The organism is Sulfuricurvum sp., assembly GCF_028681615.1.
Taxonomy (GTDB): domain Bacteria; phylum Campylobacterota; class Campylobacteria; order Campylobacterales; family Sulfurimonadaceae; genus Sulfuricurvum.
This window is the reverse complement of record NZ_JAQUHV010000025.1, coordinates 1-15,770: the sequence shown is the minus strand read 5'-3', so window position 1 is coordinate 15,770 and position 15,770 is coordinate 1. Positions and strand designations below refer to the sequence as shown.

The following is a 15,770-nucleotide window of genomic DNA, read 5'->3' as shown; positions in this document are numbered from 1 at the left end:
ATGCTGCATCTTTTCATGTGCTGTTGAAACATCATTACCGATGTCACTGAGAAGAACGATAAATTCATCACCGCCAAAACGTGCCGCAGTATCACCTTCGCGCACAACACTTAAAAGTCTTTGCGCGACTTCTATCAAAAGGCTATCCCCTGCATTATGCCCAAAGACATCGTTTAAAGGTTTAAAATTATCCAAGTCTAAAAACATCAAAGCACCAAAATTTTCAGTACGTTTTACTTTTGCTAATTCTACATTGAGTCTATCTTCAAGCATTCGCCTATTGGGAAGTTTGGTGAGTGCATCGTAAAATGCTAATTCTTGAACTTTTTCTAAAAGCTCTTGCAGTTTTTGTTCACTTTCTATCAGTCCCTTTGTACGTTCTTGAACTTTTTCTTCCAATTGTGCATTATTGATATTGACATACGCGACCATACGTTTGAATTGCTCGGAGAGTTCTCGTATCTCTCCTGAACCTACTAGCGTTGGATTGAGGTTATATTCACCTTGTTCTACTTGGCGCATCATCAACTTTAATTGATTTAAAGGATGAAAAAACAATATATTACTTACAATACCTACAATGACTAAAATAGTTAAAAATACAGCACATAAAATAGGAAATAATGCCGTAGAGTTGATCAATGTAAGTTCTGTTGCATTGATAAGCGTTAAGCTAAACCAACCAATTTCAGGTAAATATGCCATACCCAGAAGTTGCTCTTTCCCTTCAAAGTTTACCCATAATGTTTTAATAATTTCAGGGGAAGCATACATCTCTTGCATCGCTTGTTTGATGGCTTCTTGGTCTTTTATTTTGGGTAAGAAAAGATCGATAGTTTTATGTTGACCATCACTTTTTGTCATGCTATCATAATCAATCAGTTTTGTATCGCGGGCCAACTGAATCGCCAAATCTTTATTGATAAAAAAGTTTCGTACACCTTCTTGCTCAACACCCACAGACTCTTTGAGAAAACTTTCAAAATCAAAACCTGTTCCTAAAACACCCAAACGAGCATCACCGTCTTTAATGACAAAGTCTATCCAAACCTTTGTAATACCAAGTTCAGTGTCTTTATTGACATTAACCTGAAAATCATCTTCTTTAGAAAGTGTGTAAAAGAACCAACTATCATCAGGTTTTGAAGCAGAAAGAGTGTAGCGTAGCGTATCGTTTTGAAAATGGTTAAGTTTATCATTGTAATAATAATGCCCGGAATGAACAAAAGCAGCAAAATAGCTACGGTCTAAAAACTGATGACGATAGGATTCAAGAACATCGGTCCCTTTTTCTCTTACATGTAAATCATCATCATTATACGCCATCGCTATAATATCAGGATTTTTAACTATTTTTTTTACAAGATCTACTTCACGCAAGATAGGAAGTAAGGTACGGTTTTTATCAAAAACAACCTGTTTTTTAATAAACTTTTGCGCCCATTCCTCATTGATAGATTGGATAAATGCAGTAGAATAAAACCATAAAATGGAAACGACTATCACAAACAGTGCCGTCATGAAAATAAAAAGTTTTGACCTTAATTTCATTGCTTATTCCATTTTTGTTTTATTATAACAAAAACTAACGATAAACCATCAATAATACTGCCCCAAATATAATCCTATAAATACCAAAAGAGACAAAGGTAAACTGCTCTAAAAACTTCAAAAAGAGTTTAATAGTGAGATAAGCCACACCAAAAGAGACCACAAAGCCCACCAAAAGTACTGTCAAATTACTTCCTGCAAACTCGTTGTGATGTTTTACGATATCATACCCCGTGGTTGCACACATCACCGGAAATGCCAATAAAAATGAAAACTCTGCACTCGCTTTTCGGGTCAAACCCACCATCATCGCTCCAATAATAGTAGCTCCAGCGCGACTGGTGCCAGGAATCAGTGCAAACACTTGTGCGATACCAATCCATAATGCTTGTTTATACGTCACTTTTTCCACATCATCGATAAAATGCTCTTTTGGCTTATAGTAATACTCCGCAATCAAAAAAACAATACCACCAACAATAAACATCACCGCGACAACAGGAACGCTAAAGAGTTCTTTAATATGCTTAGCAAAAAGAAAGCCCACTGCCCCAATAGGAAAAAATGCCACTGCTAACTTCATCCATAAATCAATCTTTTGGGGTGAAAATTTTTCTCTATAGTTTAAAACTACCGCTAAAATCGCTGCAAATTGAATGATAATTTCATATGCTTTTGTCACACTATCTTGCTCAATGCCTAAAAAATCACTCAATACTATCATGTGCCCTGTTGATGAAACAGGTAAAAACTCAGTAAAACCTTCAACAACACCCATAATCACTGATTGTACAATATCCAATGCTTTTTCCTGTGTTAAAATAAAAAATGAATTGTAACAAAAATTATCTTACATGTAAGGTTTTTATCACTTAAAAAGAGCGTTTTACTCCTAATTAGGTAAACTATAATTTACTAAATTTTAAAGAAAACTCCGCTACCATACTTCAAATGCTGTTGGTCTAAGGCTTAGACATACATGAAGTAGCACTTCTTTTCTTCTACTTACCCTTTACATGTAAACCTCACAGCACAACTTTTTACATCAAGGAAAAACCATGGGCGTAGAAGCACATAAAGATTTACTCAGTAGTATCGGTGTCGACGTTGAACGACACGCAAAAATGATGGGCATGGGATTGGATGCGTATAAAGCTCAGTTTATGTCTCAACCTAATCGTCCTAAAGCAATGGACTATTTTGATTGGTTTATGAGCGAAATTCAAGGTGAGCGAATCGCTGAAATTAACAAACTTCGTGCAGAAAAAAAACCTGCCGTTGGAACCTTTTGTATCTTTGTTCCTGAAGAAATTGTCATAGGTGCAGGAGGTGCGTGTTACGGTCTTTGCGGTGGCTCCAACGCTACCATAGCAGACGCGGAAACAGAACTTCCTCGTAACATCTGTCCACTCATCAAATCCGCGCACGGCTTTAAACTCCAAAAGACCTGTGCTTACACCCAATCCAGTGATTTTATCTACGGAGAAACCACCTGTGAAGCGAAGAAAAAAGCATGGGAAATTCTCAATAAACACCACCCCGTACATGTCATGAATATCCCTCACATGAAACGTGAGAAAGACCTCAAAATGTGGCAAGAAGAGATTAAAGAGTTTAAAGAACACATTGAAGAGGTAACGGAACAAAAACTAAGCTTGGAAGAGATGATAGCGGGAACAAAAAAAGTTAATGCCAAACGTGCCGCACTCCAACGCTTAGATGCACTTCGAAGTTTAAATCCTGAAGTGATGCCTATTAGCGGCAAAGACTGTCTGTGGATTACGCAAGTGGGTTTCATCGATGATATTGAGCGTTACACACAAAAAGTCAATGAATTGTGCGATGAACTAGAAATCCGTATGCAAGAGAAAGTAAGTGTTTTCCCCTCCAATACGCCTCGTTTGATGGTACTAGGAACACCTTTTGCGCCACCAAATTGGAAACTCCACACCGCGGTTGAAAATACCGGAGGCTGTGTTATCAATGAAGAATCATGCATCGGTCATCGTTACTTTAAAGACAATGTGGATTTAGAAGGTATTAGCAGTGAAGATGAATTCTACGGACGCTTGATGGAGCGTTACTCTAAAATTGACTGTGCTTGTTTTACCCCCAACACAGGAAGAATCGATAAAATCGTTCAGATGTACAAAGATAGAAAAGCCGATGGTGTTATCTATTATACGCTCTCCTTCTGCCACACCTACAATGTCGAATCCCATCTTGTCACCGAAGCTATGGCCAAAGAGGGAATTCCGTGTTTAGTCATCGAATCGGACTATTCACCTGAAGATGCGGGGCAGATTAAAACCCGTGTGGAAGCCTTTTTGGAGAGCATTACGTTTAAACAAAAAGCGCAAGCGTTTGCAAACCGATAATGTATTGGGGCGTGGATATCGGCTCGACCTACACCAAAATTGTAGGGATTGGAAGCAACGGGGAAATCACTCACACAAAGGTGATTCCCACCATTTTTAACCAAGATGTCATCGTGGGCGAGTATCTAAGCGATAAAGAAGTCAAGATGCTCGTTGCCACAGGTTACGGGCGTTATATGCTCGAAGAATCCCACCAAGCACCCGTTATTTCTGAGATAAAAGCCCATGCTAAGGGTGCTTACTTTTTTCACAACGAGGCTAAAACGGTCATTGACTTAGGCGGCCAAGACAGTAAAGTGATTAAAATGGGCGATGATGGAAGTTTTACCGATTTTCGTATGAACGATAAATGTGCTGCTGGAACGGGTAAATTTTTAGAAATCGCCGCCAATCGCTTGGGCTTAGATATGCAAACCTTTGCCAATGCAGGCTTTGGTGCCGATAAAGAACTGACCATATCAAGTATGTGCGCTGTCTTTGCAGAGTCTGAAGTCATTTCACTGATTGCTAAAAAAGAGAGTCTTGCTAACATTTGCTGGGGCGTACACGAATCCATCGCCTCGCGACTTGCTTCAATGGCACGTAAATTTGTAGTCAAAAAAGATGAACCCATCGTCTTTACCGGTGGCGGTGCACTCAATCCTTTTTTACACCATATGCTAGAGCTCAAACTGGAGCGAAAAATACTTATCCCCGCGCATCCACAACTCATTGGAGCCGTCGGTGCAGCACTTTCAGGATACGAAGTAACGCGGTGATGTCTTTACATGTAAAAGCATCATGAGTAATATAACAAACCTTGAAAAGTTAATCTAAGGCTTTTGCCATAGATGCTCACGCTTGGTTTGTTGCTTCACTCTTTCATAGGCTTTAATGACATAATGAGATTGAAAGGCTTGAGGTTTGGCTTTTGCATCTAGCTTAAAGTATCCCTCTTCATTCATGCATTGTTCAACCGACAAATCAACCCTGACATCCAAAGGAAGCACTTTAAAACTAAGATTATCAAGCACCAGTGGCTGATTTTTAGCATCTTTCCATAGTAACAAAACCATGTGATGAAATGGGGATGAACGCTCTTTGACAATGCACAATCCCATATGTTTGGCATCAACACCAAAATCTTTCAATGTCTCATATTTGGCTATGACATAGTCCTCGCAATCACCCTGCCCCACACTTAAAAACTCAACTCTTGTTGCCCAAAAATCTTCTGTTTGATAGGTCTGTTCATCGTAGGAACCCACAAAAGCATTAATGTAAAAATTGACCGCGTCAAGCTTTACATGTAAAGGTTTTGGAGCCGTCTCATTCATGAAACGCTCATAGTCTTTAAAAATAGCTTTGGATTTTTCGGTTTTCAAGGCGCTAAAAAAAGAAAGAGAGAGGATAAATTCCCCTCCCCAAAGGCTACCATGTAAGCCTAATAGCAGACAGATAGAAACGAGTTTTAGGCTCATTAAAAGTCTGTGTGAATTTCTTGTTGAATATCTATTTTTATAGTATCTGTACCAACCGTTGACTCGTAACGAATAAATCCTGCATCTGCTCCTGTTGTTGCACTCCATCCTGTACCATGAATGCTATCTATACTATCGCCTAAAACTTTGAGTATAGTATTTGCATCATCGGTTACTTGCAAGACATCTGCAGGATTTATCGTTATGGTTTCTGCAACACCGTTTGCAAGGTTAAGAATTTCCCCATTTGCAATAGCTGTAAAATCAATGCTAGTACTTGTATCTAACACTAGTGTGTCAACTCCAGCACCACCATCGAGGGTAGTATCTTCACTTGTATTTCCATCAAGTGTATCGTTGCCTTCCCCTCCACTAAGCATATCATTACCAGCATTACCATTAAGGACATCATTACCACCGCCACCATTGATGGTATCATCACCTGCTCCACCATCAATCGTATCACTTCCGCTACCACCGTTGATAATATCATTACCATCGCCACCGTTGATAATATCGTTTCCACCTTTACCATCAATAAGGTCATTACCAGAAGTTCCAGTAAGCGTATCTTGTCCATCTGTACCGACAATTTCATTAAGTGCGGTATCTGTTGTTGTGGATACATCATCAGCCGTATTCGGATCTAAAGGTAGAGGAGTTTCAGTTGATGTTACACTTCCTGTTATCGCATTAATCTGCTCAACACTTAAAGCATGGTGTGTTTCTAAGGTTACAATAGTGTCTATACCACTTGTTACTGCAATCTCATAATGATCACCAACCAATGTTACACCTGTACCGCTGAGTGTCCCACCATTCAATGATGAAATATCAATCGACACAGCACTTAATGTTTCACTACCATCTGTATCTGTTAATGCCGCATTAATCTTCAACTCATAACTGTATATTTCATCAGAAATAGGATAAATACCACCATCACTTCCCGCTGTTAACACAAATGCATCGTGTGGCATATTTTGTCCATCAACCTCACTAATGCTTGTGTAAAGCCCAAAGTTTGTCGTATTAAGAGCCACTGGATCTGCGCCATTAACACTGACATTAATCGATAAATCTCCTGGACCATTGTGATTGTAAATATACGTCTCTAAGGTATAATAACCTGTCACAGAAGCTGTAAACACGCCTGTACCTGTATAAGTTCCTTGACCTATGTTGGTCGTTGTTGTATTGGAAGTATTATAATCTCCATAAGCGTCACGTGTTGTTTTAATCAACGTTTGCCCGCCTAGCTCAATCAAGAAAGAATCATCACAATACCCAGTAAATACTAGTGTCGTGCCAGCTTCAAGATAGATTAAACCATTGGTCACTTCAATATCATGTTCAGCAATATTATCGACACCATTGCCTCCTGAAGGATATGGTTCTGTCGTTTCTGTTGTACTAGTTATTTGATTAGAATGATGATCCGTATAATTTTCCAGTGTATCACTAGCCCTCAAAGCATTACTCGAAGTACTATAGACTGTCTGAGTTAAAGCATCACTATCCGCCACATTGATAGAAGATTGTGTATCTTGATTGACAGACATTATAAGAATAGGAGTATCTGCTACTGGGTCAACATTGATGGTTACCGTTGCCGTATCTGTTCCACCATGTCCATCACTAATAGTATAATCAAATGTTGCAACACCACTGAAATTTTTATCTGGTGTAAAGGTGATGGTACCATCGGTATTAAGTATAGCAATTCCATGTGTTGGGCTTCCAACGCCAATTATTGTCAGGGTATCACCATCGACATCGTAATCATTAGTAGGGACTAGATCTGACGCATGTAGAACAAGCGCGATATCTTCTTTTGTGCCCGCACTATCATCCACGGCTACTGGTGCATCATTAACAGGGATGACAAACACGGTTGTCAAAGCGATATTACTATTAAGACTACCATCATTAACGCTTACATGTACCAGTCTATCTTCATCACTTGGATTTTCACTGGTACTTTTATACGTCACTGCCTTAATAGCGTTTTCATAATCTGCAATTGTCGCATGGCCACTTAGTGTTAGTATGTAGCCTGTTGCATCAAATGTTGCGGTAATACCTCCTGGCATTGTTCCAGCAACTAAGACATCACCATCATGTGGATTATCCAATGTAATTTTTGCACTTTCCATATGGGTATCATCCACATCAGTGATTTTGATATCGACATCAGCAATAGAAACAGGTGTGCCATTTTCGATAAATGTTGTCTCGTAATTAGCATCGTTAGCGATTCCACCTACCAATGAAATGTGATCGACGTAAGCCCCAAGACTATTGGAAAGGCCTAAGCCTTCAAAGGAGAGTGTTGTTGTTCCTAAAGGTAAACTTGAAGCATTAATCGTAACACTCATCCACCCTGTAGTAGAATTGAGTACAACACTTGGTGTTCCAATATCACCATGAACATTTGTAATTGTTCCTGACGTTCCTCCGATGGTAAATTCAGCATTACCTAGTGTTACTTTCATATCGCTATCGGTCTCACTACCAGGACGAGGCTTATAGTCAAAGGTGAGGGTAGCAGTACCTTCTGTTAATTCAACAGTGGTTGACAGTTTAACCAATTGATCAGAATCAAGTTCCGCTTTGTAGTGTCCATCTGATGCTAAAGAGCCGCCTGTGCTACCTTCTTGTATCTCTAAGCCTTTATGGCCACCCTCTGTTGTCCACACAATACCATGATCTCCCGTAAATGATGTCGATTGAATAATAGTATAACCTGATGTCTTAACTCCAGCAAGATCCTCAAATGATTCCGTATACATCACATTGGTCGTTCCATCAAGATCAATCACTGGTGCATCATTGGTACCTTTAATATTAATGGTTAAAACTCCATGATTTTGATCGCCATCACCATCGGTTATCGTATAATAAAAGACATCCTCGACTTTTGCTTCATCTCCTAAGCTTTGGACATTTACTGCAGCATTGTCAAGAACATAATGATAAACGCCATCTGTTCCAAGTGTTAACGTACCGTATGTACCTAGTAAAGTTCCTGAAGTATCGCCACCATCTAAACTGACACTTGCACCATCGGCTCCTTTTGTGTCATTGCTCATAACATTACCATCAGCAACTGTTACAAGGTCTTCTTGCACATTATTCACATCATTGACTGCTATAGGTGCATCATCTTTAAAACGAATCATACTGCCAATATCTAGGCTTGTAGAAGCGGTATCCGTATCACCATCGGTAATGGTTGCTCCAAGTGAAATTAAACCAGAGGCTATACCTGTATTTGGATTCAGCGGGTCTGAATGAACAACCGCACGTTGCTGGTCAAGTGTTACTAATCCACTCGTTTCATCCACGCTCAAGGTAAAGACCACATGCGTATCAGTACCTGTACCAACGCTACCTACAACAACACCACTCTCAACATGTAATACGACCTTTTCACCAGTTGCTGTATCCAATAAGCCTGTATTTCCAGAGTTTACATGTAGAGCATAACCCACAGTACCTTTTCCATCTGCACCAAAATCAAATGTAAAGGCTTTACTGAAATCAACTTTGGCATCAATATTTAAAGTACTTTCATCGACAGATAAATATCCTGTCGAGGTCCATTCTGTATTGATATTAACATCGTTATTGTCTTTATCTCCACCACCTGCGATATCTTCCCAGTTTAGATTACCTGGAAGGGAATTATCAAGTGCGTAGGTATAGGCATTTGAGCTAGCATCAAAATTAATAGCAGTATTGTCAAATAGAACATGTCCAGCAGCACTTAATAAGGTGTGTCCATCAAGTGTAGCTTGCCACTCTGAACCAATTTTTACAAAAGTAACTTCTGAGCCATTAGTTAAAGCGGCATTGCGAGTATCTCCATTAGGTATGATGAAAAATCCTATCTGATCAGGTGTGTAACCCTCAATTGTTACCGAGGCACTCTTTGAATTATGTACACCATCCCAAACGACAACACCTGTTGTTGGCACGCCATTTTCACCTTTAACATAATAACCAAAGCTACTGTTATACCCAGCCGAAGCCGAAGTGTCATGGTTAGTAATAACCAAATCAAAAGAAGTAGGGGTAAAGCCTGAAGATACAATCGTTGGTATGTCATCAACGATATCAATAGTCACTGTTGCATCAGCACTTAAAGCTTGGTCAGAAACACTCACGACAATTGCATCTTGTCCCATTGTGTCTGTTGCCGGAGCAACATGATTGTCAACAGCATCGGTTAAGGTATACGTATAGCTAAACTCACCATTTCCATTGTAACTTACAACTTGAATATCTCCATAGGTTGGCGTATGAATAATTTGACCAACAATGCCAGCAAAGTTATCAGCTTCCACTGCGTTAAAGCTTGTTCCTGCTACGGTAATAGACTTGATATCATCCAATCCATCTGGATCTGCTATCGTAAAGGTTCCCATTGCTTGAGTATCTGACACTGATGGGTGTGTGCCTTCAGCCAATCCTGATTCCTTAACAAGATCATTAGCATTCTCTGGATTACCTGTATTAACACTAATCGTTGGTGCGTCATTGGTTCCGATAATCGTCACCGTAACCACTTGCGTATCAATTGCTCCCTTATCATCCGTTACTGTGGCAGTAAAGGTTTCTACTTTACTCTCTCCCTCAGCCAATTGATCGGCTGGTGAGCCTGAAGTATTATCTACTTTATAGGTCCAAACACCTGTTGATGGATCAATAGCAAAGCTTCCATAAGTTCCTGCCGCATTACCTGACCATGTCGCTGTGGCGTGATAGTCAACATCTGTCGATGTTAAATGTCCTGTGGCATCATAACCAGCTCCCAAAGGTCCATCACCTGCTTCTTTTGCGGTACCCATTGCATCCGCTTCACTTGATGTTATCACTGGTGAATCATTGGTTCCAACAACTTTAATAGTTACTGTTTGGATATCTGTTTTAGGATTGCTCGCTTCATTATCATTGACAATAACGGTAAATGTTTCATTCCTTGTTTGTCCTTCAGCCAATCTATCTGCGGCTGAGTTTACGGTAGGATCAACGGTATATTTCCATTCTCCTGTTACTGAGTCAATTGTGAAGCTTCCATAAGTTCCTACACCACTTCCATTCACCGACCATGTTGGATTTGAATTATCAACATCGCTTGCGATAAGTGTCCCTGTCGCTTCTGTTGCAGGTACAATCGTACCATCATCAAGATTTCCAGCTTCTGTGGCTTTTCCACTATGTGTTCCTGAAATAACAGGAGCATCATTGGTACCATTTATGGTAATAGTAAGTTGTGCGGTATCGGTTAATGGATTGCCTGCTTGTTTGTCTGTGACAACATACGTAAAGGTCTCATTGAGTGTATCTCCTTCATTAAGTGCATTGACTGCTGAGTTGTTGTTGTTAAGGGTATAGAGATATCCACCTGTATGCTGATTAATACTTAAGGTACCATATTCTCCTTGTATCACTAAATATCCAAGGATATTAGCAGAACTATCACTGTTACCATTCAAGTCTGATGTGATGGTTTTAACATCTAAATTACTATTATCCACATCCGTGTCATTACTAAGGACATTACCAATGGCTATTGGGCTTCCTGAGTCAAATTCTCCTCTATGAACTGCGCCATACCCTGTTTCTGTAACGCTTCCCTCATCCGCTAGGGCGACTGGTGCGTCATTGGTCCCGATGATGGTCACGGTAACGGTTTGGTCAACATACGCACCAAAATCATCGGTAACACGCATCGTATACTCTTGCGTAACCGTTTGACCTTCTTTAAGTGCTTGGGTTGCAGGAAGGTCGTTGTCTAGTGTGTAAGTCCATTGTCCGGTTGCTGAATCGATGGCGACTGAACCATAGGTTGTGGATGGTGTTCCTTGTACACTCCATATTTGCGTGGCTCCCGTATCAACATCTGTTGCACTAAGTTGTCCTGAAACACTTGGTATATTTACAATAACAGTGTCATCCCCTAAAGTGCTTGCTTCTTTAACCATTCCAGCAAGTTCCGCAGTGGTATTTGTGATAACAGGAATATCATTGGTTCCTTGTATCGTTATGGTGACATCTTGTGTATCGGTGGCACCATATTCATCTGTGACAGTCACTGTAAATACTTCTGTTCTACTTGTACCTTCTGCCAATTGATCTGCGGCTGAGCCAACAGTTGAATCAACGGTATATTTCCACTCACCTGTTGATGGATCAATAGCAAAGCTTCCATATGTTCCTGTTGCATTGCCTGACCATGCTAAAATTGCATTATGGTCAACATCATTTGCGATAAGCGTACCTGATGCTTCAATTGCTGGAACAATCGTACCATCATCAAGATTTCCAGCTTCACTTGCCGTACCAGCAATATTAGATTCTTCTACAAAAATAACAGGTGCGTCATTGGTCCCGCTAATCGTTAACGTAATCGTTTTTGGCTCACTAATAGAGCTTTCGTTATGCTCATCTCCGGTTCCTACACCGCTACTATCAACAGCATAGTACTGAAACGTTACCGTTGCGCTCTCCCCTAAAGCCAAGGCATTGAAATCCCCAACTAGTTCATAACTTCCATCAGGGTTAACACTAATACTTTCAACATTAACTGTAACAGGAGAAGTAACCGTATAATCAATTCCTTCTTCACCCATAACTCCATAAAACGTATGCGTATCGCTCACATCCAAATCTGTCGCACTCAATGTGCCTGTAAACGTGTTATTACCATCCAGTGATTCATTTTGAGATCGCGTGATATCACTCACAATAGGTTGGTCATTCGTTCCAGTTATGGTAATCGAAACCGTAGCACGATTGCTAATCGCATTGTCAGCACCTGAATCATCAGTAATATCATACGTAAACGTAACAACTTGTTTCTCTCCCACCGCTAAGTAATCAAAATCAGTACCTGGGTTAAATACTAATTTGCCATCAACCTCACTAATCACACCACCATTGGTTGGGACACCCTCTTTAAGATACACTGTCGTCGTATCAAAACTGTTGATACTGAGGATATCATTGGCATCTAAATCATAATCGTTATTTAAAACATCGATAACCACCGTATCGTTTTCATAGGTATACCCTACTGGAACTTCGCCTTCTTGTGTTCCTACACCAATTGTATCATCCACTGCAATTGGAGCATCATTAATATCGGCCGCATTACTTGCCGCAAACAAAGTAGTATCGCTAGCACCTGTTCCAAAACTTCTTAGACTTGAGCTAACATTACTTTCATCTCCACCTTGGAGGTATTGAGCTGCACCAAAGGTTCCTAAACTTGAAGGTGTTCCACCACCATCACCTGCAGCTGTTGCTTCAAGATTATTAGGGTCTTGGCCATTAAGCAATGCTTGTTGCAAGGCATCCACTTCATTCGTGGCTGCTACTTGTTGTACGGTATCTGCTGAAACGACAGCATCATCTCCAAAACTTTCTCCAGCATAAACACTTTTATCTATAAAGAGCGTATCATTACCACCGATTTTCAACTCTTTACCACTTGCCAATTCAACAATGACTTGTGAGCCTGCACCAACCGTACTTATACTATCTTCGATATTCACTCTATCTCCGACTTTTAAGACTCTATCCTCACCTTGCTCATTTTTGACTATTACTAGTCCAATAATATTCTTGATTATTCCTACTGCGTGTGCCATGATAAACTCCTTATTTTAATGTTATAAGGAATCATAGCATTGTGATAAAAGAATGACAATTGTACCAAAGTACAGTGTCAAATATTTAGAGGGCTAATGCGAGTGCAAGACGATCTTTTATACCTGTTTTTTCAAAAACTGCACTTAAATGTGCCTTAACAGTTCGCTCAGAAATACCGGTTCGCTCAGCAATTTCTTTATTGCTCAGACCTTTTTTAAGAAGTAGGGCTATTTGTATTTCTCTTTCTGTAAGATGATATGTAGACAAAATATCGTTTACATGTAAGGAGGGGTGAGGTTTTGAAAATGATTGAATCATCATTTGAATAAACTCAGGATACAACCAAATATTACCCAATAAAACAGTATTCAAAGCATCCTTGAGGTGAATATGAGCCATATAGGTATTAGCATACGCTTTAATACCAAATGGTAATAACTCATATCCTTCCTCATAGCTTGGTTTATTGGAAAAGAGCATAATTTTGATATGTGGGTATGTTGTCTGAAAAAGAGATAAGAATGCTTTGATTTCATGGTATTGTCTATGTTCTAACAGTAAAACCATCTCTTCTTGCAGTGTATCTATTCGGGAGTATAGTTCCTCTTCATTTTCGCAAATAGCCATTTTAATATCACTAAAAGCACCCATCCAATGGTTTATAACTTCTGCTCGTGATGAGTATAAAAAAATCATCTTAACGCTCCCTTAGTGCATTCTGCTTCGCTTTCAAAATTGGTTTTAAAAGATAATCAAGCACTGTTTTTTTACCCGTTAAAATATCAACGGTAACCGTCATACCAACCATAATTGGAAGAGGTTTTTTTTCATCTCCTAGAAAATTTTTATCTGTTTTAATATGAACAACATAATAACTTTCACCTTTTTCGTTGGTCAATGTATCTGCGCTGATAAACGTAAGCTTGCCCTTCAGCCCCCCATAAATCGAAAAATCATAAGCCGTAAACTTAACCATAGCTTTAAGCCCTGGCACTAAATAAGCCACATCAGAAGGCTTTACTTTTGCTTCTACCAAAAGAGTGTCTTCTGCTGGTACGATCTCTAAAATATCCATACCTGGCTTTACAACACCCGAAACAGTATTAACCAAAAGTTGCTTAATCGTACCGTCCATTGGTGCTCTAACCAATGTCCGCTTAACTCTATCTTCTAAGCTTGTTTGTGTTTCAGTAAGGCGGGACATTTCTGCAACTGCTTCATTAAGTTCTTTTTTGGCTCTATTCTTAAAACCCAATATCGCTTCACTTTTTTTCTTTTCAGCCTCTTCTTTGGTTGATTTAATACGAGGAATCGAGAGTCTTGCTGCTTGCAAATCCCCATTAATGGCATTTGCCTGGCGTCTTAATTGCAAAAATTCTACTTCAGAAACCAATCCTTTTTGCGTTAAAGGCTCCATAATTTTTATCTCTTTTGTGACCAAATCATAGCCTCTTTGCATCTGTGCTACTTTGGCTTCTAATTCTTTCAGTTCATTTTCTCTTTGCCCAATTTGTTCTTCAAAAATTTGTAGTGTTTTTTGGATTTGCTCTTTGTTTGAATCGTAAAAACTTTTTTCATATTTTAATTGCTTTTGTAAATCTTCACTCTCATTAGCCGGTACCTCAAAAGGCAAATCATTCGCTTCTGCTTCTAATCTTGCTTGTTTTGCTTTTAATTCAACATACCGAAGTTTACTCTCTCCATAAGAGCTTGCAAAATTTTTATCATCAATTTTGAGTAAAACTTGACCTTTTTTTACAAAATCTCCCTCTTTCACTAAAATCTCCGAAACAATACCACCTTCAAGATTTTGCACCACTTGCAATTGCTGTGAAGGAATAATCTTGCCTTGCCCCCTTGTGATTTCATCAATATCTGCAATACTTGCCCAAATAATAAGCCATGCTATGGCAATAGAGACTAGCCAAATTAATTTTTTAGAGGCACTAGGCGCTTTTTGTAAAATGGCCTCACTAAGGCTCGACATGTATTGTAAATCACGTTCATCGTAAGTGTTATTTTTCATCGTTTTACACCATTTAGTTTTGCCAAAACATCCTCTTTACTGCCATCTAAGAGTACATGTGAACGCTCTATAACAATAAGTCTATCCACTAAATCTAAAAGAGCCATTTTATGCGTTACAAGAAGTGCTGTTTTGCCTTCAATATTTGATTTGAGTAAATTTTTAATTTTATTTTCAGAGCTACTATCTAAAGAGTTTGTTGGCTCATCTAATAAAATAATAGGAGAATCCAGCAAGAATGCCCTAGCAATGGCAATACTTTGACGCTGACCGCCTGAAATGCCATCACCTCTTTCCATCACCGGTAAATCTGCTCCTAAAGGATGTGAATCAATAAAATCATCAACACCACCTAATTTAACAGCTCGCAAAAACACCTCATCATCAACATAAGGGGCTCTGTAAACAATATTTTCACGCACTGTGCCATTGAGAAGTAAAACATCTTGAGGAACATACCCTATATTTTTGCGTAAATCGACTGGGTCTATTTGATTGATATCAATACCATCAATTAAAACAGATCCACTTATTGGCTTGTAAAGTCCCAAAATCAATTTCTCAATCGTTGTTTTACCTGAACCATTACGCCCTAAAATAGCGACTTTCTCACCCGCTTCAATTTTAAAAGAGACATTTTCTAAGGCATTATTGGTAGCGCCTGGATAGGCAAATGAAACATTTTGAAATTCTATT

9 protein-coding genes are annotated in these 15,770 nt (G+C 39.3%); 2 read left to right on the top strand and 7 right to left on the bottom strand.

What is annotated here, in order from left to right; all coding sequences use genetic code 11:
* Both PHE37_RS13440 and PHE37_RS13435 read right to left on the bottom strand, forming a co-directional pair.
* On the bottom strand, positions 1–1,551 hold a 1,551-nt coding region (locus PHE37_RS13440), incomplete at its 3' end, for a diguanylate cyclase (RefSeq protein WP_299995895.1).
* Between the two features lie 34 nt (positions 1,552–1,585).
* Positions 1,586–2,353 carry an undecaprenyl-diphosphate phosphatase gene (locus PHE37_RS13435; RefSeq protein WP_299995896.1) on the bottom strand — a complete coding sequence of 256 codons (768 nt, stop codon included), beginning with the start codon at positions 2,351–2,353 and terminating at the stop codon, positions 1,586–1,588.
* A 256-nt stretch (positions 2,354–2,609) separates the two neighbouring features.
* On the opposite strand from PHE37_RS13435, the gene PHE37_RS13430 reads away from it, so the two are divergent.
* Together PHE37_RS13430 and PHE37_RS13425 are read left to right on the top strand one after the other, a co-directional pair.
* Entirely contained in the window at positions 2,610–3,929 is a 1,320-nt protein-coding gene (locus PHE37_RS13430) for a double-cubane-cluster-containing anaerobic reductase (RefSeq protein ID WP_299995898.1), read from the top strand.
* On the top strand, positions 3,929–4,687 hold the full coding sequence (locus tag PHE37_RS13425; RefSeq protein ID WP_299995900.1) for an acyl-CoA dehydratase activase: 759 nt from the start codon (positions 3,929–3,931) through the stop codon (positions 4,685–4,687). The genes PHE37_RS13430 and PHE37_RS13425 overlap by 1 nt, the downstream gene beginning before the upstream one ends.
* A gap of 54 nt (positions 4,688–4,741) precedes the next feature.
* Here PHE37_RS13425 and PHE37_RS13420 read toward each other — a convergent pair whose 3' ends face one another.
* The 5 genes from PHE37_RS13420 to PHE37_RS13400 form a co-directional block, all read right to left on the bottom strand.
* On the bottom strand, positions 4,742–5,389 hold the full coding sequence (locus PHE37_RS13420; RefSeq protein WP_299995902.1) for a transglutaminase-like cysteine peptidase: 648 nt from the start codon (positions 5,387–5,389) through the stop codon (positions 4,742–4,744).
* Positions 5,389–13,047, bottom strand: a complete 7,659-nt coding sequence (locus tag PHE37_RS13415) for a retention module-containing protein (RefSeq protein ID WP_299995903.1) — start codon at positions 13,045–13,047, stop codon at positions 5,389–5,391. The genes PHE37_RS13420 and PHE37_RS13415 overlap by 1 nt, the downstream gene beginning before the upstream one ends.
* An 85-nt stretch (positions 13,048–13,132) precedes the next feature.
* The gene (locus tag PHE37_RS13410; RefSeq protein ID WP_299995905.1) at positions 13,133–13,744 is read right to left on the bottom strand and encodes a response regulator transcription factor; all 612 of its coding nucleotides are present in this window, start codon (positions 13,742–13,744) and stop codon (positions 13,133–13,135) included.
* A gap of 1 nt (position 13,745) precedes the next feature.
* Entirely contained in the window at positions 13,746–15,074 is a 1,329-nt protein-coding gene (locus tag PHE37_RS13405; RefSeq protein WP_299995907.1) for an HlyD family type I secretion periplasmic adaptor subunit, read from the bottom strand.
* Positions 15,071–15,770 (bottom strand): ATP-binding cassette domain-containing protein (locus PHE37_RS13400; RefSeq protein WP_299995908.1); only part of this gene is annotated, 700 nt, incomplete at its 5' end. The genes PHE37_RS13400 and PHE37_RS13405, both read right to left, overlap by 4 nt.

Coding starts and splice junctions, on each gene's coding strand:
- PHE37_RS13430 (WP_299995898.1), top strand. CDS start 2,610: ATGGGCGTAGAAGCACATAAAGATTTACTCAGTAGTATCGGTGTCGAC.
- PHE37_RS13420 (WP_299995902.1), bottom strand. CDS start 5,389: ATGAGCCTAAAACTCGTTTCTATCTGTCTGCTATTAGGCTTACATGGT.
- PHE37_RS13425 (WP_299995900.1), top strand. CDS start 3,929: ATGTATTGGGGCGTGGATATCGGCTCGACCTACACCAAAATTGTAGGG.
- PHE37_RS13405 (WP_299995907.1), bottom strand. CDS start 15,074: ATGAAAAATAACACTTACGATGAACGTGATTTACAATACATGTCGAGC.
- PHE37_RS13415 (WP_299995903.1), bottom strand. CDS start 13,047: ATGGCACACGCAGTAGGAATAATCAAGAATATTATTGGACTAGTAATA.
- PHE37_RS13410 (WP_299995905.1), bottom strand. CDS start 13,744: ATGATTTTTTTATACTCATCACGAGCAGAAGTTATAAACCATTGGATG.